Origin of the sequence: Paenibacillus sp. FSL M7-0134 (assembly GCF_038007865.1) — a bacterium.
GTDB lineage: Bacteria > Bacillota > Bacilli > Paenibacillales > Paenibacillaceae > Paenibacillus > Paenibacillus polymyxa_B.
In genome coordinates, this window is record NZ_JBBOXV010000001.1 from 51,860 (window position 1) to 71,744 (window position 19,885).

At 45.1% G+C, this 19,885-nt stretch carries 18 protein-coding genes and 1 riboswitch; of the genes, 8 read left to right on the forward strand and 10 right to left on the reverse strand.

Going from position 1 to position 19,885, the window contains the following annotated elements:
- Positions 1-351, forward strand: a complete 351-nt coding sequence (isdG, locus tag NSQ58_RS00270; RefSeq protein ID WP_023990297.1) for a heme oxygenase — start codon at positions 1-3, stop codon at positions 349-351.
- Positions 352-446: 95 nt separating this feature from the next.
- Here isdG and NSQ58_RS00275 read toward each other — a convergent pair whose 3' ends face one another.
- The 4 genes from NSQ58_RS00275 to NSQ58_RS00285 form a co-directional block, all read right to left on the reverse strand.
- A complete protein-coding gene (locus NSQ58_RS00275; protein WP_160788951.1) occupies positions 447-1,457 on the reverse strand; it encodes an MBL fold metallo-hydrolase in 1,011 nt (336 codons plus the stop codon).
- Positions 1,458-1,667: 210 nt separating this feature from the next.
- Positions 1,668-1,778 carry a cytochrome bd oxidase small subunit CydS gene (gene cydS, locus NSQ58_RS26705; RefSeq protein ID WP_007432143.1) on the reverse strand — a complete coding sequence of 37 codons (111 nt, stop codon included), beginning with the start codon at positions 1,776-1,778 and terminating at the stop codon, positions 1,668-1,670.
- A gap of 6 nt (positions 1,779-1,784) precedes the next feature.
- On the reverse strand, positions 1,785-2,816 hold the full coding sequence (locus NSQ58_RS00280; protein ID WP_023990300.1) for a cytochrome d ubiquinol oxidase subunit II: 1,032 nt from the start codon (positions 2,814-2,816) through the stop codon (positions 1,785-1,787).
- A complete protein-coding gene (locus NSQ58_RS00285) occupies positions 2,813-4,159 on the reverse strand; it encodes a cytochrome ubiquinol oxidase subunit I (RefSeq protein WP_023990301.1) in 1,347 nt (448 codons plus the stop codon). Before NSQ58_RS00285 ends, NSQ58_RS00280 begins: the two co-directional genes overlap by 4 nt.
- A gap of 351 nt (positions 4,160-4,510) precedes the next feature.
- Between NSQ58_RS00285 and NSQ58_RS00290 the strand changes: the two genes are divergently transcribed.
- From NSQ58_RS00290 to NSQ58_RS00305, 4 genes are all read left to right on the forward strand, one after another.
- On the forward strand, positions 4,511-5,065 hold the full coding sequence (locus NSQ58_RS00290) for a MarR family winged helix-turn-helix transcriptional regulator (protein ID WP_341056694.1): 555 nt from the start codon (positions 4,511-4,513) through the stop codon (positions 5,063-5,065).
- Positions 5,066-5,155: 90 nt separating this feature from the next.
- Positions 5,156-6,388 (forward strand): MFS transporter, encoded by a 1,233-nt coding sequence (locus NSQ58_RS00295; RefSeq protein ID WP_071558248.1) that lies wholly within the window; start codon positions 5,156-5,158, stop codon positions 6,386-6,388.
- 329 nt (positions 6,389-6,717) lie between these two features.
- On the forward strand, positions 6,718-7,851 hold the full coding sequence (locus NSQ58_RS00300; protein ID WP_071558247.1) for a virulence factor: 1,134 nt from the start codon (positions 6,718-6,720) through the stop codon (positions 7,849-7,851).
- A gap of 121 nt (positions 7,852-7,972) precedes the next feature.
- Positions 7,973-8,175: riboswitch (Lysine riboswitch) on the forward strand.
- 134 nt (positions 8,176-8,309) lie between these two features.
- Positions 8,310-9,776, forward strand: a complete 1,467-nt coding sequence (locus NSQ58_RS00305) for an amino acid permease (RefSeq protein WP_023990305.1) — start codon at positions 8,310-8,312, stop codon at positions 9,774-9,776.
- Positions 9,777-9,894: 118 nt separating this feature from the next.
- On the opposite strand, the gene NSQ58_RS00310 is transcribed toward NSQ58_RS00305, so the two are convergent.
- Both NSQ58_RS00310 and NSQ58_RS00315 read right to left on the reverse strand, forming a co-directional pair.
- Positions 9,895-11,262 carry an MFS transporter gene (locus tag NSQ58_RS00310; protein ID WP_076264989.1) on the reverse strand — a complete coding sequence of 456 codons (1,368 nt, stop codon included), beginning with the start codon at positions 11,260-11,262 and terminating at the stop codon, positions 9,895-9,897.
- A gap of 47 nt (positions 11,263-11,309) precedes the next feature.
- The gene (locus tag NSQ58_RS00315; protein WP_023990307.1) at positions 11,310-12,437 is read right to left on the reverse strand and encodes a transglutaminase domain-containing protein; all 1,128 of its coding nucleotides are present in this window, start codon (positions 12,435-12,437) and stop codon (positions 11,310-11,312) included.
- A gap of 280 nt (positions 12,438-12,717) precedes the next feature.
- On the opposite strand from NSQ58_RS00315, the gene NSQ58_RS00320 reads away from it, so the two are divergent.
- Genes NSQ58_RS00320 through NSQ58_RS00330 form a run of 3 tightly spaced genes read left to right on the forward strand, consistent with a single transcriptional unit; the run spans position 12,718 to position 15,182 of the window.
- Positions 12,718-12,963, forward strand: a complete 246-nt coding sequence (locus tag NSQ58_RS00320) for a FeoA family protein (protein WP_016820309.1) — start codon at positions 12,718-12,720, stop codon at positions 12,961-12,963.
- Positions 12,954-14,963, forward strand: coding sequence for a ferrous iron transport protein B (feoB, locus tag NSQ58_RS00325; RefSeq protein WP_341056696.1), 2,010 nt, complete (start codon positions 12,954-12,956; stop codon positions 14,961-14,963). The genes NSQ58_RS00320 and feoB overlap by 10 nt, the downstream gene beginning before the upstream one ends.
- Positions 14,964-14,999: 36 nt before the next feature.
- Positions 15,000-15,182, forward strand: a complete 183-nt coding sequence (locus NSQ58_RS00330) for a FeoB-associated Cys-rich membrane protein (RefSeq protein ID WP_338532835.1) — start codon at positions 15,000-15,002, stop codon at positions 15,180-15,182.
- Between the two features lie 140 nt (positions 15,183-15,322).
- Here the strand turns inward: NSQ58_RS00330 and NSQ58_RS00335 are convergent, their stop codons facing one another.
- From NSQ58_RS00335 to NSQ58_RS00350, 4 genes are read right to left on the reverse strand one after another with little or no spacing between them, the layout of a single operon-like run.
- Positions 15,323-16,039, reverse strand: coding sequence for an ABC transporter ATP-binding protein (locus NSQ58_RS00335; RefSeq protein WP_338532836.1), 717 nt, complete (start codon positions 16,037-16,039; stop codon positions 15,323-15,325).
- A gap of 13 nt (positions 16,040-16,052) precedes the next feature.
- Entirely contained in the window at positions 16,053-17,306 is a 1,254-nt protein-coding gene (locus tag NSQ58_RS00340) for a hypothetical protein (RefSeq protein WP_341056700.1), read from the reverse strand.
- A gap of 16 nt (positions 17,307-17,322) precedes the next feature.
- Positions 17,323-19,485 carry a peptidase domain-containing ABC transporter gene (locus tag NSQ58_RS00345; RefSeq protein ID WP_341057723.1) on the reverse strand — a complete coding sequence of 721 codons (2,163 nt, stop codon included), beginning with the start codon at positions 19,483-19,485 and terminating at the stop codon, positions 17,323-17,325.
- On the reverse strand, positions 19,469-19,711 hold the full coding sequence (locus NSQ58_RS00350; RefSeq protein ID WP_338532838.1) for a response regulator transcription factor: 243 nt from the start codon (positions 19,709-19,711) through the stop codon (positions 19,469-19,471). The genes NSQ58_RS00345 and NSQ58_RS00350 overlap by 17 nt, the downstream gene beginning before the upstream one ends.
- Positions 19,712-19,885: the final 174 nt, after the last annotated feature.

Genomic DNA, 19,885 nt, shown 5'->3' on the forward strand with positions numbered 1-19,885 from the left:
ATGGTTATCGTTACAAATACATCTAAAATCACACCGGGCAATGCACATCTACTCATCGAAAGATTTAACAAAGAAGGAAAAGTTGAAAAAATGGAAGGTTTTCTCGGTCTGGAAGTGCTGCTGACTGAAAACACGAAGGATTATGAGGAAGTAACGATCAGTACACGCTGGAAAGAAAAGGAGAACTTCCAAGGCTGGACGAAAAGCGAAGCATTCCGCGAATCCCATAGCCACCGTCAAATTCCGGACTATATTATTGAAAATAAAATCACGTTCTATGAAGTTAAAATCGTTCGTCATCCCATCGCCAACAGCGATTCCTCTTTGGCGAGTGATACGGAAGCAGTTTAATCCTGCATCACAGCCTAAAAACAAAAAAAGCGACTCCGCAGACAATATCAATTGTCCGCAGAGTCGCTTTTTCTATAAGGATTATGTCGAATTCCTCAGATTGTAGTTGAGCAGCGACGTCCAATTTTCAGCGTCTCTCCGTGCCCCAGAACATGAATGCGTTCCTTCGCAATACCCATACGCTCACGCTCCGCTTCGAGACGATCCAGCGCCTCTCTTGGCGTATCATCCGCCAGCTTGAAGGCTCCGTAGTGCATCGGAATCATCTGATCTGCGCCGCAATCTACAAACCCTTGCAATGCCTCCTCCGGTGTCACATGCTGCGAGGTCATGAACCATTCCGGTTCATACGCACCAATCGGCATAAAGGTCAGGTCAATGGCAAAGCGCTCGCCAATCTCCTTAAACCCACGAAAATATCCAGTGTCTCCCACAAAATACAACGTCGGTGTATGCTCTGAATCTGTATTCGAATGAGGATGAGGTTCCGTGACGGACGTGGCAGAGCCAATCACCTGCTGCTCATTTTGCAGAACGTATCCCCCCCAATGCGAAGTGTTCGTATCAAACGGCGTGCGTCGTGTCCAATGCTGGGCTGGAACAAACGTAAATCGCACCCCTCCTACCGTAAAATGCTCCCACCATTGCAGCTCATGACAGTTACGAAAACCTTTGCGGATCATTTTCGCCTTTAACCCCGTGGGTACGAGCATCAGCGTATCTGCACGATATAATTTCCGCAACGATTCTAAATGTAAATGATCATAATGTGAATGAGACAGCAGAATGATGTCCAGTGGTGGTACATCCTGAATACGAATGCCGGGCGGAGCCAACCTTTTATCAAAAGCCATACGCTCTGCCCATACCGGATCGGTGACGATATTCAGCCCATGATACTGGATGAAAAAGGTGGAATGTCCCACCCAGGTCGCTGTCGCCATCTCCCGATTGCTATGCAGAAATTCCAGCTCCGGGGGATGGTTCGGCACAACGAACGTATAATCCTTTATTTTGCTGCGTCGCTCCTGCCGCCATTGTCTGAATTGCTTGATTGTTTTATCGGTATTTACATGATCCATATTGTTAAAACGAACTTTGGGCATGATGCAGCTCCCTCCCTGATGAACCCGTTCTCCAAAAAACGCAGCGGTTCAATTTAACTATATATTGTCACTCGAGTGTGAACATAAAATGATGCAACATCCTGATATATGTAAAGTATAATTCAATCACGTCTGTAAAGGAAATTCTGCGATAAACAGCAAAAACAGACCTCCCGAATCAATCAGGAAGGCCTGTTCCACCTGTTGTTGTCAGTCTTGTGGATTTTTAAAGCGTGCCGAATAAATAAACAAAAACACAATCGCCACGACAATAATGATAGGTGACTCGTACATAATCGTAAAATGCTCGAAAGCAGCCACTCTAACTCACCCTTTCTTCCCTTCATGTCCGCGCACATATTTTGCATCGAACAGAAACAATCTTAATATCAGGATTAGCGAAGGGATCAGCACCAGCAGACCCGCAACAAACGCCGTAATCAATGCATACGCCATCGTAGAATTTGTAAAGCTGTCGTAGACATTAATGTAGGGATACAGAACATACGGGAGATGCGAGCGGCCGTAGCCATACCAGGCAAATGCAAATTGCAGCATCACCAATATGAATGAAACCCCCAGATGCCGCCGCTGCCATACCAGATAAACTGCTCCCGCAAAGCATATGAAGGATGCAACAAACATCCAGGCTATGTTCAGCATATTGGTAAAATGATCTGGATTTTGTTTGTTAATCTGAAAAAATGCGAGCAGACTCGCCAAAATCGTAGGAGCACTCCAGAGCAACGCGTACCCTCGTACGATTTCGAAAGCAACCTTGTCCCCTGCCCTTTTGGCATAAAAGGACAAAAACATCGCCGAGATATACAATACACTCACCAGCGCCAGAATAATAACCGCCCACGTGTAGGGGTTGCTTAATAGCTGGCCCCATTGCAGATGAACACCTGTGCTGTTTTCTACAATAATGCCGCCTTCCGAAATGGCAAGAACCGTGGATAGTGCCGCCGGAATCAGCAACCCTGTCGCACCGTATAACGCCATGTAGACGATATTATTTTTACCGGAATGCCCATACGTATTGTATGCATAATACACTCCTCGGATGGCAAGAAGCACAATCGCAATACTGCCGGGAACGAGTAACGCCGTACCATAGTAATATGCCGCATCCGGGAAGAACCCGTTTAATCCCACCACAAAAAAGATGAGAAATACGTTTGTTACCTCCCACACCGGGGACAGATACCGTTGAATGATATTGTGGATTTTGTTCTGGTGGCCTGTTAACACACTGTAAAAGCTGAAAAACCCTGCACCAAAATCAATGGATGCCACAAGCAAATATCCGAACAGGAACGTCCACAAAATGGCGATACCTACAATCTCATAGCTCACTTGCCTTCAGCCCCTTCCAGGCCCAGCTGCCTTATCTCTTCTACCGCATCCTTATTGCGGAATAGCTTGCTGAGTACCTTAATGGCCGAGAAACACAACACCAGATACAAAATAACAAACAGCACCAGCATCCACCCGACACTCGTAGAAGTGGTCGCTGCTTCGGAGACTTTCATATATCCGCGTAAAATCCACGGCTGTCTACCGACCTCCGCAAACATCCATCCGAGCTCAATAGCTACCATCGCCATCGGCCCCACCAAAATGAGCGCCAACAGCAGCCATCTGGGGTATGGTTTGCGACCTGGCAAACGCTTGCGGATCAGATATAACAGTGGAATGACGAGAATCAGCACCCCTGTAGTGATTTTGAGGTCAAACATATAATGGATAGACAGTGGCGGACGCTCATCTACGGGATAATCATTTAAGCCCTTGACCTCCGTACTGGGCAGGTTCCCGGCCAACACACTAAGTGCATAAGGCACTTTCAGCGCATACTTGATTTCACCGTTCTTATCCATATATCCGCCATATACGAAGGGCGCGTGCGTCATCGTATCAAAATGCCATTCGGCGGCGGCCAGCTTCTCTGGCTGATATTTGGCCAGAAATTTACCGGATGCATCTCCAATCATCACGGTACTGATGGCAAACACAATGGTACAGGTGGCAGTCAGCTTCAGCGCCTTTTTGAAATAAGGGTGATTACGTCCCCTCAGCATGCTGTAAGCCGCCAGTCCCATCAGCACCCCAGCGCTCAATGTATACGAAGAAGCCAGTACATGAGAAACTTTAGTCGGGGTAGCCGGATTTAGCATGGCCTGGATGGGATGAATATCAGTCATGACTCCATTTTTGAGTGTAAAACCTTGAGGTTGGTTCATGAACGAGTTCACAGTCGTAATAAAAACCGCTGATGCAGATGAGGCAATCGCTACCGGGATGAGCAGCATCAGGTGAAAATATTTGCTTTTAAACCGATCCCAGGTATACAAGTAGATGCCCAGGAATATAGCTTCGATGAAAAAAGCAAACGTCTCCAAAAACAGGGGCAGCGCAATCGCTTGTCCAGCCACCCGCATAAAGGTGGGCCAAAGCAAGCTGAGCTGTAGACCAATGGAGGTGCCTGTAACGACACCCACGGCAACGGTAATGACAAACCCTCGCGCCCACCGTCGGGCCAGCAGTGTATAATGCGGATCACCGGTTCGCAGCCCACGCCATTCTGCTAGTGCAATCATTAAGGGTACGCCAACGCCGATGGATGCAAATACGATATGAACAAACAGGGTAATTCCGGTCAGCATCCGGCTTAGCAATACAGGGTCCAATGAAGACAAATGGGTTTCACTCCTTCATTTCACATTTTAAACATCGCGGATCACTCTGGATTACCAACTAAGGAGTCAAGCGAGCTATGCTTTTAATTACGGCATATAGCATAATGGCCGCAATTACTATACATACAATAATGAGCGTTCTTTCCTGCTTGCGGAACATAGGAACGCCTCCTTCACTTATCTATTGGCGCATTTTGGTAACCTATTCACAGTTTGGTTCATTCTTCCGAGTTTTAACCCTGCTTCTGTATTGAATGTAGCCGTATTTCTTTTCAGATATTGTCTTATGCATTTCAATACGTTATATTGATATATAGTTAGATAACCTAATTATATGAAAAGGGTGAACTTATGCCACCAAAACAAAGTAAGCGGGACACCGTCCAGCAACCCCTTCCCCGTCTGGGTCCAGAACCTTATCTGGAGTTAATGGATCAAACTGCCCTTGCAGGAACGGACCGACAACTTGCCCGCATTGGTCTCTTCTTGCTGTGGACGGGTGATAACGTGCTGGACGCGATCGATCTAGATCTATCTGCCTACGGCCTCACAGAGAGTAAGCTAGATCTGTTGTTGCTGTTGACACTACACCAATCTCAGGCTCAGATGAGCCCCTCTATGATTGCCGACCGTCTGGGAATCCGTCGTGCATCTGTTACATCAATCTTGGACTGGACAGAGCAACGAGGATGGATTATCAGAGAACATAATTCTACAGATCGACGCAAAATTCATGTACGCATTACAGAAGCGGGGACTCATCTTGTACAGCAGGTGCTCCCTGTATTTTGGTCTTCTTGTGCTTCTCTAGCGAGTATTTTGGGGCCAGAGGAGCAGGTCGTTTTTTCGCGGATTATAGAAAAAATCCATCATCATATGGAAGGCAGATTGGGGGTGGGTAGATAAATTTTTTTAAACATATAATTAGGTTGTCTAATATATTTAATTGCGCGTATCAACAAGCTGCTTATTTTATGATCAAGGAGTGTTCAATTGATGAGTAAATTACGAACCAATCATACCGTTATACAGAAAGAAAATGTGGCTCTCCCTTATGCATGGATGACTGTAATCCTATGCTGGTCAGCGGTTGCCGTTATTTCCAGCCTGTATGTGACGATCCCTTTGGTCCCTCTTTTTGCTAAAGTGTTTGGAAAAACGCTTGCTGAAGCAGCCCTGCCGGGCAGTATCTTTTCCTTAGGCTTTGCGGCGGGATGTCTTGTTTATGGTGGATTGTCTGACCGCTTTGGACGAAAGCAGGTTATCGTCACCGGACTGCTCGCATTAACGATTATTTCGTTATCCATCAGCTTAACCAGTCAATATTCTGTATTAGTTACACTGCGCTTGCTTCAGGGTTTAGCTGCGGCCACCTTTTCTCCCGTTGCTCTTGCATACGCTGTCGATATGTTCCCGACCGAAAAACGGGTAACGGCTATCGGCTTTATCAGCACCGGTTTTCTAGTAGCAGGTATCGCTGGTCAGGTATTTAGTATTGTCATTAGCGAGCAAATGGGGTGGAATCCGGTATTTCGGATGCTAGGCATTTTATATGCAATTACCTTCCTAATCGTCCTTTTTTTCCTGCCTAAAACCCCCTCCCCTCAACGAGGTGTTCGCATTTGGTCAGCTTTCAGTCAGTTGGGGGCCGTTCTGCGCTCGTATCCTTTATGGTTAAGCTATACGGTTGCTTTTGTTCTCCTGATGTCCTTTGTGAGCATGTATACGGTTTTGGGTAGCTATCTTGGCGGCCCTGAATTTGGCCTGAATAGCCGACAGATGCTTTATGTCAGATCCGCTGGTATCATCGGCATGCTCCTTTCACCATTCGCCGGAAAGCTAGCCCAGAAATATGGTGTGCACCTTATATTACGTACAGCTCTTATTCTTTCCATTCTGAGTTTGGCGCTGATGGGAATGACACACTCTCTTATGACTATCGTGGTATTGAGTGTATGCTTTGTCAGCGGCATTGCCCTGAGTGTTCCTTCACTCATAGCAATCGTCGGTCAGCTCGGCGGTGCAGCGAGGGCTATAGCTGTCTCACTATATACCTTCATCCTGTTTGCCGGTACAAGTCTAGCTCCTGTGCTTTCCATTCGCTTGATGGATAATGGCGGTAATCAGACGACTACATTTATGCTGCTGGCAGCTGTTCTGTCTCTAGGCTTTATCGCCTCCCTGCTCATTCCCAGCCACCAGAACGATCCGCTGAAGCGGAATGCATAGACAGCATCGAACTATAAACCGAACTTAAAAGCTACCTATAGCGCCACTGCGCAGTCGGATGGTGCTTTTCATCGCGACCGCTACGCTTGTACAGCACCATTCCACCTACTCCGTTTTCATGTTAATTTTTCGAGTTCGGCTTATATAGCATCCTGTTTTTATTAAAAAAACCTCCATATTCATCAGCCATGTTTACGTGAGTTGGTGTGAGATATGTCATTGTGTTTTCCTCATAAACACGAACTTCTCTTTGGAGACATTCGCAGAATGAGTTACAATACAGATAAGCTATATATGGATAACTTTTGAACAGGAGGCTGTACTGAGCTATGAAAATAACATCTATCGAGCCAACTCCCAGTCCGAACACCATGATGCTGCATCTGGATGAGCGACTGGAAGCGGGTATCCGCAGAACATATACACGGGACAATGAGCGTTCCGCTCCTCCATTTATCCGGCGCATGCTGGGCATTGAAGGGGTCAAAAGCGTGTTTCACACGACCGACTTTGTAGCCCTTGACCGCAAAGGGAATGCAGACTGGTCCACTATTTTGGGTCAAGTCCGGGATCGGCTAGGCGAGGAAGGCGCTGACGCCAATTGGGATTTGCCAGAGGAAACCTCTGGAGAGGCATTTGGCGAGGCACAGGTTTTTGTGCAATTATTTCGCGGCATTCCTATGCAAATTCGAGTCAAGGCGGGGCAGCAGGAGGAACGAATTTCCTTGTCCGACCGCTTTGTGCAAGCCGTTACCCGTGTAGCGAGTGCAACGCTGATTAAGGAACGCAAGCTGAGTGATTACGGCGTCCGCTATGGTGAACTACCGGACATTGCACGCGAGGTCGAGCAGGAATTGGAGGCAGCCTTTCCGCAAGAGCGGCTGGAGCAGATTATCCAACAGGCGATTGCCCACGGCGCAAACAACAGCGAATTCGTAGAGGAACGCCGCGAGTGGAGCGATGCTGAGCTGGGGCAGGCCCTGCAGCACGAGGATTGGCGCACACGCTACGCTGCTCTGGATCGGCTGGAACCGACGCCCGAGCATTTGCCGCTAATCCGGCAAGCGCTGCATGACGACAAAATGCAGCTGCGGCGGCTGGGCGTCGTCTATCTGGGCGATATTCGCTCACCGGAGGCGATGGATCTGCTAGCCGAGGCACTGCGCGATCCTTCAGCGGCAGTACGCCGCACCGCAGGCGACACGTTGTCGGACATCGGCGACCCGGTCGCTACCAGCGCAATGATCGGAGCCCTGTCGGATAGCAGCAAGTTGGTGCGCTGGCGGGCGGCACGTTTTTTATACGAGGTTGGAACCGAGGATGCGCGTGATGCGCTGGAGAAGGCCGTCGATGATCCCGAATTTGAGGTTAGTCTACAGGCTAAAATGGCGCTGGAGCGCATCGAATCAGGCGAACAAGCCGCGGGAACGGTTTGGCAGCAGATGGCCAAGCGGAACTCTTAATTTAAGATTCTACGAGTGATTTTCAAAAAATTGTCGATTGTCAGAAGATGTACAGGTACGATATACTGTAGTTCGCTATACAATAAAATATCATGTCATACACCTCATCAACCCTGTTTTATGATGAGGTAGAGGTCGCGGATGTAATCAGTACACCGGAGGAGACGATAAGAGCCGTCTGAGATTCCAGTGGAAAGGTACACCCGCCGAAGTATGCGGAGCTGACTCTTTGTAAATACTCCGAATGCTGGGGCTGCTAACCGAAAGGAGCAGAACTGTCACACGCTGTCCTAACACAGACACGTGTGTTGAGCTATCTTGTTATAGAAGAAGGTATGGTGCGGAATGCATAGACAAGACCGCAGGCGTATTCCCTGCGGTTTTTTGATTTATATACTCCCCCTCCTTCTGGCTCTTGCCCTGACATGAAATACAATTTCATGAAGGAGTGTTTGAACGTGCAACACAAAGCAACACCTGACGCAACCTTGCGTAAAAGTCTCAAAGCCCGCCATATGACAATGATCGCCCTCGGCGGCTCTATCGGAACAGGTCTGTTCCTCGCCAGTGGAGGCGCGGTTGCCGAAGCTGGACCCGGTGGTGCCCTGCTGGCTTATGCAGCAGTTGGTCTCATGGTCTACTTCCTTATGACCAGCCTCGGTGAGTTGGCTACATTTATGCCTGAATCTGGCTCTTTTAACACCTATGCAGGTCGCTTCGTCGATCCGGCTTTTGGTTTCGCCATGGGCTGGAACTTCTGGTACAACTGGGCAGTGACGATTGCTGCCGAATTGGCAGCAGCGACCGTGCTCATCAAATACTGGTTCCCGGAAAGCCACTCTGCCTGGTGGAGCCTGTTATTCCTAGCCGTAATCTTCGCGCTCAACGCGTTGACCGTCAAAGGCTACGGTGAGTCTGAATACTGGTTCGCCATGATTAAAATTGTGACCGTCGTCATCTTTTTGACTGTAGGTGTGCTGATGATCTTTGGCATTATGGGTGGCCCTGCGATCGGCTTTGCCAACTTCACGGTAGGAGACGCCCCGTTCCATGGCGGATTCTTTGCTGTATTGGGCGTATTCATGGCAGCGGGCTTTTCCTTTCAGGGAACGGAGCTGATTGGGGTAGCCGCTGGAGAGAGCGAAAATCCGCGTGAAAATGTGCCGCGCGCCATCCGTCAAATCTTTTGGCGCATCCTGTTCTTTTATATTCTGGCGATTCTCGTGATTGGATTGATCATTCCGTACACCAATCCGAATCTGCTGCGGGGAGACATCAGTGACATCGGGGTCAGCCCGTTCACGCTCGTATTTGAAAAAGCAGGGCTTGCGATTGCTGCTTCTGTTATGAACGCCGTTATTTTGACTTCCGTATTGTCGGCAGGTAACTCGGGTATGTACGCGGCAACTCGGGTACTGTACGCTTTGGCACGGGAAGGTAAAGCCCCGCGTTTCCTCGGACATATCAATAGACGCGGCATTCCTATGAACGCGCTTCTGATCACGACCGCTGTCGGTATGCTGGCCTTTCTCGCCTCTCTGTATGGAGACGGTGTAGTCTATAACTGGCTGCTGAATGCCTCCGGAATGTGTGGATTTATTACGTGGGTCGGGATTGCGGTCAGCCATTATCGTTTCCGCCGTGCCTTTACTGCACAGGGTCACAGTCTAAGTGAGCTGCCATACAAAGCCCGCTGGTTCCCGTTTGGGCCGTTGTTCGCCTTCGCTCTGTGTATCATTGTCATTATCGGGCAAGGGGCGGATGCCTTCACCGGACAGGAGATTGACTGGAAAACGATGATCGCTACGTACATGAGTGTGCCGCTGTTCCTTCTGCTGTGGCTCGGCTACAAATGGACCAAACGTACTAAAATCGTTCCGTTAAAAGAATGTGATTTGAGTCCAGATGCTTCTTCGGATAAATAATAGAAAACAGTAAAAAAAGCCCGTCTCCACATATCAGGAAAAACACGCTGGTAAACCTGGTCCAAGACCGTTTATCCGCATTTTCACCTGTATATGCCCGGAGACGGGCTTTTTCTGTTTATTTGGAAGAAGAAGCTGACAAAGACATGGATAAGGCACGACGACTAAAAATACCGTATATAACAGCAATCAGCGTCAGCACTGCAGAAAACAAGTACAAATTAACGATGCCCAGATGATCTGCAATCCAGCCCATTAACAGCAGCGATATACAAAAGGTCAAACTTGTCAGTGTGGCCTGGGCAGACAGCACCTTGGGCAAATCATGTACGGACACACTCATTTGCATCATCGTGCGGCGGGATACGACGGACATTTCCGCAGGTAGTCCCATCAACAACACGATAAGCAGTGTCAGCGGCGGTAATGTGTTCAGTGCATACCACGCTGTCAGCAGCCCGTAGCCTACCATCCCCGCCAGCATGGCGGGCAGCAGTCTGCGCTGCAAATGCTTGACGCAGGCGAGAACAACGATGCCGCCGCCAATCGCTCCTGCAAAATACGCTGCATTGATGTATCCCCACCATGCCTCGCTCTTGTGCAAAACCTGCTGAGCGAAAGCAAGCGTGAACGCGCCTACCCAAACCGAACCTCCTAGAAGATCAATCATATCCATAAAAATAAGAGCTTTCAGTCTGCGACTGGCTCCGATGAGGCTCCAGCCTTCACGGAGTATTTCCTTTTTACGTTTGGGAGGTAGTGCGGTGCTCTCTGATTCCGGGCCATACAGTGTATCTTCCAACCGTGCAGGAGGCAAGTCATGATGCCCTTGCCCGGACTCAGTTACAGCTTCGGAAACTGAGACATCTCCACCTCGCACCCGTGTTCCAGGTTGCAGCAAATAATGGGCTTTGCCCTCTAGTGGATCTCGAATCAGACTGGTGAAGATCATTGCTACCATATACAGCCCGCCGGCCACCAGTAGTGTTTTTTCTGAGCCTAGCATGGCTACGAGCACACCACTAAGCCCCCACCCCGCTAATTGCACCGTCTGATCGCTGACCGATACCAGACTGTTTGCCCGCATGAGTCCTTCCCCAGACGCAAGGCGGGGAATCAGCGCATTACGCGCAGGCGTGGTCCATCCGTCCAGAAAGGACATGGCTGCCACCAACGTAAACACCATCACCCATATCGGCTCCGTACCCGCTGACCACAAGTGGCCCAGCAGAACAGCAAAGAAAGCCAATTGCCCGAACTGAGAAACGAATAAAATAAAAGGAAGCTGGAATCGGACCAAAATGAGCGGTGCTAAAAAGCCGCTGATCATCTGTGCCCCCATTCGCAGCAACGGGACGAGTACCGAAGAGAAGATCGAGTCCGTTTCATGAAAAACCAGAGACACAAGTGCCATAATGTAAAGAATGTCGGCCGCATTGGACATAGTCTGCGTGCCAAGCAAGTAGGTAAAGGAACGCTTGTGCATATAAATAGAATACTCCTTTGTTAATGTAGCTTTTTACAGCAAGATGATTAGGTCCACTTCAGGGTTACACGAAGATTGCCGGTACTTCCTAGATCCGTAATCTGATAGGAAATGGATTTCAAACCGAGTTGATATAAGGATTGTAAATCCTCCTTGAGACTTCGCTCCGTTCCCTGATAGGCAAAGGTAAGTGTCGTCCCTCCCTTATTTACAATCTTACGCACCTGTTCCTTAATGTCGGCGGATGTTTTAACCAGACCCTTGCCGTCTTGCAGCGGATATTCGAGGTTATTGTACAGTTTTTGATACACAGCAGCCTTTGATCCTCCGGTAGCTACCAGTGCTGATAAGGTTTCCCGATACGATGTATTCGCCTGAGGATACGGCTTAACCCATGAGTGATCCCGTCGCATTTCGGTATCCGTCAACAGATAATATGAAGTGCTTACCTCGTTCGCGCGATCCGGGGTTGGATCATCCCATGTCGTATCCATGTGATACCATCGACCATCTAATAAAACAAGATTCCAGGCATGCAGCTGGCCCCCTGCTCTTCCTTCCACAATCCGGTTCGTAATGCCTGCACGTTCCAGCATTTTATAGGCCAGCAGTGAATAACCCTGACAGACTGTGCTTCCCGTTTTCAGGCCATCATAGGCTGTGTACTTTTGTTGTGATTCATCATACTTCAGGCGAACGACGATCCAATCATGAATGGCCTTTACCTTCTCATGATCCGTCATTCCCTTCGTAATAATATCCCCCAGCACTGCTTTAACTGTGCTATCCACATATGCTGTCTGTTCCTTCGTCTCCCGGTAGCTTAGACGAATCGTAACCTGAGCGGAGGTCGTTGTGCCTGTATAGCTGAATGCGTAGCTTTTGATCGTATAATTCACATACGGATCGCTCTCCATGGCCTGTTGGATGGCCGTCTGTAATTGTTGCTTGAGACCGTTCACTCGCCCTTGATATGTAAAGGTCAGCGTTTCACTCCGCGTAGCCATTGCCTGTAAAAGCTTGTTCTGAAGCTGCTGCGATGATACGGATGGAGCCGGCTTGGTCGATGCCGCATACACATTGCTACCCCACTCCACAGCCTGCGGCAGCAACACAGCCAGCGCTGCACCCGCAACCAGACATTTTACAAGCCTAACCCCGATTTTTCTGTTCATACAGAGCGTTCCTGCCCTTCTTAGCATAGTTGTAAACAGCTATATCTTACCATAAAAACAGTTGCCCCAAACGCTCTAGTTTTGTCGGTTGCAGACGAGTAAGGGAGTAGTTCAAGACAGGTTGTGACATTATACACGCCTATATAACAGATGGGACAACGAGCAGACTTGTCGTTCACAGAGAGTTTTATCACAGCAATCTAGGTTTCCTCATGATATGGTACTGGCATCGGAAGTAAATGATATTGATTCTCATTCTAGATCAGAAAGGCTGAGCACCATGCCAGAATGTATCTCACTCCTTCGTACACCATTAGGTCAAACTGTGCGTTTGCAATCTCTTGCCCCTCTTCATCCCTCATTGCGCCGTCGCTTAACAGATATGGGTATCAACGAAGGTTCCATCATACGATTAAAGAAAATCAGTTTATTGGGCGGTCCTATCGTCATTGAATGCAACGGCCAGCTGGTTGGCCTCCGTCAAAATCAAGTGAAGCAACTGGAGGTTGTTCCAACATGGACATGATCGCTCTATTCGGTAATCCCAACACAGGAAAAACCTCATTATTCAACAAGCTGACTCGTACGTATGCAGAAGTAGGAAACTGGTCCGGCGTCACAGTGGAAAAGAAAACAGGAATCCTGCGTGACAAGTCTGCCGTATTGGTGGATTTGCCGGGCGCCTACTCTTTACTCCCTCTTTCGCTGGATGAAGGTGTCGCAACTCGATATTTGCTGGAAGAACCTCCTACGGCCCTGATCAACATTGTGGATGCCTCCCAGCTCCAGCGTAATCTCTATCTAACCGTACAACTACTGGAGTATGGCCGTCCGCTTGTACTTGGCTTAAACATGACTGACGTAGCCGATGCCACGGGTCTTCGGGTAAACAAGGAATTGTTAGCCGATCAGTTGAATGTTCCCATCATTCCTATGGTGGCGCGTACAGGCAGTGGAAGTAAGCAAATGCTCGCTTCTCTTCGGGAGGTAAGACGTACATCCAATGCTTTTCAATTGGACTACGGCCCTGCCGTTGAAGCTGCTATTACCGATATTTGCGACTTGCTGCCAAATGCACCTGTGCCGCAACTGCGGTGGGCCGCACTGCAATGTCTGGAAGGCAATCCTGTCGTCATGGAATGGATGACGAATGAGGTACAGCGTGAACAAGTAACTGTGCGCATCCACCGTTGCGAGGAAGAACTTCTCGGTGAAGGCCATGCCATCACCCCTGCTCAGCATATTCGTTCTGTACGAACAGCATGGATTGCTGATCTGTGCACCAAGGCACTCGACACCTCCAAACTCAGACCGCACAGCCTGACGGATAGGCTGGATGCACTATTAACTCACCGGTATCTGGGGATTCCGATCTTTTTGCTGCTGATGTACGCTACCTTCAAGTTCACCTTCGATTGGGCGGGTACGATCCTTTCAGATATGCTGGATGGATTTTTTTCAGGGACACTCAGCACTTGGATTTCTGAGTTACTCGTTCACTTGAACGCGTCCGCTTTTACGCAAAGTCTAGTCGTGGACGGCATCGTGGCTGGAGTCGGGGGTGTGCTTGTTTTTCTGCCTCAAATTGCTATTTTATTTCTGATAATTTCAGTGATCGAAGACTCCGGGTATATGGCACGGGTCACGATACTAATGGATCGCCTGATGCAAGCCGTTGGCTTGAACGGGAAAAGCTTCATTCCCTTTATCATCGGATTTGGCTGCAATGTCCCTGCGATTATGGCAGCACGCACCATTGAACAGCCCAGAGAACGTCTCATTACAACATTGTTGGTGCCCTTTATGTCATGTTCGGCCCGCCTGCCGGTATATGCGTTGTTTGCGGGTGTGTTTTTCCCAACACATGCGGCAAGCATCATCATGCTGATGTATGTGTTAGGAATCATCGTTTCACTTATACTTGCCAAAATTTTTTCCAAAGTATCCATTTTGTCGGGTGAGCCCTCCCTCTTCATCGTGGAACTTCCTCCCTATCGAGTGCCGCAGGCTCTTACACTATTCCGCAGCACATGGGAGAAGGTCAAAGGCTTCGTCCGTAAAGCTGGAACCATTATTCTTGCAGGTTCCGTTGGCATCTGGCTCTTGTCCAATTTCGGTCCGCAGGGCTTCGGGGCAGACATGGATGACAGCCTGCTTGCCACCGTTGGAGGTTGGTTCGCTCCATTACTGGCCCCTCTCGGTTTTGGCACCTGGCAAGCAGGTGCTTCCCTGCTCACAGGCTTTATGGCCAAGGAAGTTGTCGTATCAACGATGAATATTATTTACCACGTCCCTGATATGCAGGGACTTGAACTACAAGTCAGACAGGCCTTTACACCGCTTGCCTCTTTTAGCTTTATGGTGTTCATTCTGTTGTATGTTCCGTGTCTGGCTACGGTAGCGGTCATTCGTAAAGAAACCCTTTCGTGGCGTTGGACCGCATTTTCTGTGATCTATCCTTTGACCGTCGCATATATCATCGCCGTCTTGATCTATCAATGTGGCAGATTATTAGGTTGGGGTTAAGTCAGGCCCTACAGTAAATAAAAGGAAGTGGATTCCATGATCAATATCATCATTTTATTGGCGATCCTCGGTTATAGTGCGTGGGTGCTGGTACGATTTTTGCGAAAAAGCCGTCAAGGCGCCTGTGCGGGGTGTTCGTCGAGCAAGTCATGTCCTGGCTGTGCCACAAGCGTCGTGAATGAAAATACCAGAAAAACAAAGGCTGTTCACAAAGGTTAACCGTAGCATCCACAATGGATGGATATAGTAAGAAAAAAACTTGGCGGCTGCTCTCCAAATACATTACAGGGGAACAGTCGCCAAGTTTTTTCTGCGTCACTTTATTCCTTAACAACCTTTTAGTCAGGATCATTAATAAACTAATCATGTTGATGTGCTATATATAAGGTTTCGAGGTCAATTGTAGCCCTTCCTGCATATGTTATCCTTCCGTTTCGAAGAATGGCAACCTGATCTGCTAATTTCTCAGCCAACCCAATTATATGAGTAGATAACAAAATGACTCTGCCTTCTGTGAGATACTCCTGTAATGTACTTCTAACAATCATCACTTGATCAGGGTCTAATCCGTTCGTCGGTTCATCTAATATAAGAATTGTAGGTTCATGCAAGAGCGTTGAGGCTAATGCAACCCTCTTTTTAGTTCCTTGAGATAACTCTTCCATTTTTATATTTTGATAATCTTCTAATTTGAATCTCTCCAGCCATTTAGCGATACGTATTTCGAGCTGGTTCTTCGGTACCTGTTGTAATCCCCCAATAAGCCGCATCATTTCTAATACAGAAAGTGCAGGATAATAAAAGGGGAATTCTTGTAGGTAGCCTATCATTGATTTATAGTTTTGATTTTCAAAATCGATAATGGTTTGATTGAATCGAATTGTACCTTTTTGTACCTGATGAAGACCAGCAATTAAACTTAATAAGGTTGATTTCCCCGCTCCATTGGGACCCAGTAACACAGTAATTTGGTGGTCTGAAACATTCCAATTTATTTCATGTAGAATTTCTTTAGAGCCATAACCGAAAGAAACTTGATCCAGTTGTAAAAATGGTGATTTATTTTCTTGGGTCATCGTTGACTCACTCCTAAGATACTTTTCTATAAAAAAAGATGAATCTTATATAGATCATAATAGATATAGCTGCGAATAATACTTTATGAAATTGATGAAGGTACAATAGTAATAGCATGCTCATTGCAATGACCCAGTTCCCGAAAAACTTGATTCGGTAATTTCCTAAATAATCAATGGATATAAATTTGTAACCCAAAGGCATACCAAAACTAATTAAAGTAATTGAAAGGAATATATTCCATATAATTTGGATTAATAAACTCATCGGACTAATATGTAAATAAATTCCCCAAAACCACTGATGCATAAAAATAATTCCTATGGTTACAACACATAAAATCAACCATTTGGTGCGCAGCATCTTCTTCCAAGCGAATAACGTTGTTTTATATATTAGCAATCCTTTTTCCTCTATAATAAGACTCTTGACAGCCCAAATATCAACAGTTATCCATGCTAATACCGCGCTACTGATTGGAAGAATAAGCGAACTTTCTCTAATGATATAATAGTTCAAAACTTCAATTCCCATAGCTAAAATAAAAAAAGAAAACAGGTTGCCTCGTCTAATGATGAATAACAATTCTTTTTTTAGGAGTGGACTTTGAGATAGCCATCCGCGTCGGCTCAAAATTTTTTTTGGACCGTGATACTGTAAAAAAACAGACCAAGAGCGTTGTGCAAAATAGAGAACTATATATCCCATGCTTATGCATAACAAAAGCCAAGTCAAAATACGTACCGACAGAGACATTGGCAATATAAAATAGATTACATTCAGTGATAGAAAAAAAAAGCTTATTGCATAGCCATAGAATTTTCTAAATAACGTTATATATCCAAATATCTCGGCAAAAAATACACCTAAGATCAATCCTGAAACCATATTATAAATATGAATGTTATGAACACCCCACAAGATCTGACCAACTACGATCCATAAAAGTAATATTAGAAAAGGGAATTTTTTTACCATAGTATATTGGGTTAGAAACAAATTCCCCTTTCCTATAGACCACAAAAAACGTATTTCCTCTATTTTTGTAGTGGATATACTTATACCAATATGAATCAAAAAACCAATGATTCCATATATGATAGCCCACGTCATTGGTTTAAAACCCATGCTGTTTAATCTCAAGGTAACATTAGCTAATCCATTGGGTATTAGAATTAATAAAAAAATGAATAAAGCGGCATCCATTTTAGTTAGTTTTTCGAGTTGTTTCAAATACAATATTTCACATAACTTTATACTTGTCATTTTCCTCGTCTCCAAGTCACAAAACTGGTTCAAACTGAAAATCAGTTTTCTGAGAATTATATAAATTGAAATATTGACCTTTTAAATCAATTAATTCCTGATGATTACCTTGTTCTATTATTTCCCCTTGATCAAGCACAATTATTCTATCAGCTCGTTGGATTGTACTAAGACGATGAGCAATAATGATTTGTGTACAATGTCTTTCTTGTAAGAAATCTGTTATCAATTGCTCTGAAACACTATCAAGTGAACTTGTTGCCTCATCTAAAAGAAGAATTTGAGGTTCTGCCAAAAAAGCACGCGCCAATAAAATACGTTGCCGTTGTCCCCCTGAAAAGTTTAATCCGTTCTCGGAAACAACAGTTTGATAGCCTAAAGGGAGACTCATAATAAAACGATGAATATCGGCTTGCTTTGCTGCCTGAACTACCATATCTATGGTACAATCTCCATTGTCCATGGCGATGTTATCCAATATAGAAACATTGAATAATTTTGTTTCTTGTAAAATAACACCTATTTTTTGACGAAGCTCGCTCAAATGCCATTGATTCAGCGGTATATTATCGATGCTGACTTCTCCCAATGAAGCCTTATAGAGTCCTAATATTAACTTCGCCAAAGTGCTCTTACCTGAACCTGAAGCACCAACAATTGCAACCTTTTCACCTGGCAGTATTTCAAGATTAATATCTTTTAAAACGTATTTTCCAAATCGATAATAATTAAAGGAAACATCCTTAAACTTAATATATCCTCTAAAAGTATGATTCGGTTTTTGGGTACCTGAAGGCTCCTCTACATTCTCAATAACATCTTGAATTCGTTGAATATATGAGCCCACAGTGACGAGTTCACTAAGAGTCGATCCTAAGGAAGCAATCGGTACCATAAAAGCAGTTGACAACGTTTGTAAGCCAAGGAGGCCCCCTAAAGTTATCCATCCCTCAAGCACATAATGAAATCCAATCCATAGAATCAGGAGGGGAAAAACAAACTGGATGCTAACTGTCATAGAATCAAGTGATACATTCCAAATGACACGTTTTTCCGTAGTGGTAAGCTGTTTTTTAAAAAGCTCCTCCCACTTATTAAACACTCTATTCTCGAACCCTAAAACTTTTACATCTGTAATTCCATGTATATGTTCTGATAAAAAACCATGCATCTCAGCCTGGCTCGAAATCTCCTTTCTAGATAAACGGTGAGTAATAAAAGAACTTAAAACTATAATAAGTAACATTAGAAAGCCTACAATTGTAACTACTAATCCAATTTGCCATAGTTGATTAATCATTAGTGTTGCATAAGTTACAAGTAAAAGCCCATCAATAAAAATAGTTATAACTCGATTAGATAATACCCTTCTAATTGTTACATTGGAGTTAGCTCTAAATACCAATTCTCCTCCTTTTCGATTTTCGAAGAAATCAAAAGGAAGTTTAAAAAGCTTGTCGATGAATTGTGTCATCATAGATGTATCCATTTGGGATTGCAACTTGGCAATCAAGTAACCTCTTAAAAATTGGAATAACTGTGAGAACACAAATATAGTAAAAATCGCTCCCCCCAACGTGATCAGGAAAGAATAATTTTTGGATTCTAATAAGTTGTCAACAGTAAATTGGGTGATCTTAGGTATTAAAATACCTAATCCTTGAAGAAGTATTGAGACCAAAAATACAGAAATAAGAAGTTTTCTGCTCTTAAAAGCTAATTTGATATAGAACGTCCATTTTGGTCTTTTTCTTTTATTACGAAAATCCTTTACTGGGATTAATGAAAGTGCAAAACCCGAATATTTCTCTGTGAATTCTTGAAGGGAAAGAATTAGTCTTCCAAAAGCTGGATCAAGGATTATTGCTTTTTTCTTTTTTATTTTCTCAAGAACCACAAAATGCTGATTATCCCATAACAAAATTAAAGGAGCGGTTAGCTCATTTAATTGAGATGCCTTTGCCCGATATCCTCGTGATGTTAAATGATATGTACTCCCTATTTCTTGAAGTTGTTGCATAGACATACCTGCGCGCACTGCACCAACCTGATTTCTTAATTCTGTTAAAGAAATATTATGTCCATAAAAACCCAAAATCATAGCCAAGCTTGCTAATCCACATTCACTATGTTCCATCTGTTCAATAAAAGGTACTTTCTTATTAAGCTTCAGAGGAATGCACCTCCATACCTTCTGTCAAAAAAACTAAACCATAATGATAAGCAAATATGCCAATCTCAACTCTTGTTTTTATATTCCATTTCTCTTTAATTGAAGCCACAATTTCGGCAGTACGTCTCATACTAATAGATAAATCCTGGGAGATTTCGCTGTCTTTGTATCCTTGAGCTATACAAATTGCAACTTTTTGTTCTTTTGGAGATAAATTTTGATTTTCTCTCAATTTTCACTCCCCCTTAGTCTTTTGTAAATATTTTTTCATAATTAAGGAAAAAATTCAATACATACTTAATAAATATTTGTAAAATTTAAAAGAATAGATTAAAATAAAGTATTTTTTTGAATTCTTTTAGATATTTACATTAAAATGCATTTTTATGAAGTGCAAATTTTTAAA

Bases quoted from the DNA above. Each gene is read 5' to 3' on its own strand.
- NSQ58_RS00275 (WP_160788951.1), bottom strand. From the start codon at position 1,457: ATGCCCAAAGTTCGTTTTAACAATATGGATCATGTAAATACCGATAAA.
- isdG (WP_023990297.1), top strand. From the start codon at position 1: ATGGTTATCGTTACAAATACATCTAAAATCACACCGGGCAATGCACAT.
- NSQ58_RS00300 (WP_071558247.1), top strand. From the start codon at position 6,718: ATGAAAATAACATCTATCGAGCCAACTCCCAGTCCGAACACCATGATG.
- feoB (WP_341056696.1), top strand. From the start codon at position 12,954: ATGGACATGATCGCTCTATTCGGTAATCCCAACACAGGAAAAACCTCA.
- NSQ58_RS00320 (WP_016820309.1), top strand. From the start codon at position 12,718: ATGCCAGAATGTATCTCACTCCTTCGTACACCATTAGGTCAAACTGTG.
- NSQ58_RS00340 (WP_341056700.1), bottom strand. From the start codon at position 17,306: ATGACAAGTATAAAGTTATGTGAAATATTGTATTTGAAACAACTCGAA.
- NSQ58_RS00290 (WP_341056694.1), top strand. From the start codon at position 4,511: ATGCCACCAAAACAAAGTAAGCGGGACACCGTCCAGCAACCCCTTCCC.
- NSQ58_RS00295 (WP_071558248.1), top strand. From the start codon at position 5,156: ATGAGTAAATTACGAACCAATCATACCGTTATACAGAAAGAAAATGTG.
- NSQ58_RS00315 (WP_023990307.1), bottom strand. From the start codon at position 12,437: ATGAACAGAAAAATCGGGGTTAGGCTTGTAAAATGTCTGGTTGCGGGT.
- NSQ58_RS00335 (WP_338532836.1), bottom strand. From the start codon at position 16,039: ATGACCCAAGAAAATAAATCACCATTTTTACAACTGGATCAAGTTTCT.
- NSQ58_RS00330 (WP_338532835.1), top strand. From the start codon at position 15,000: ATGATCAATATCATCATTTTATTGGCGATCCTCGGTTATAGTGCGTGG.
- NSQ58_RS00310 (WP_076264989.1), bottom strand. From the start codon at position 11,262: ATGCACAAGCGTTCCTTTACCTACTTGCTTGGCACGCAGACTATGTCC.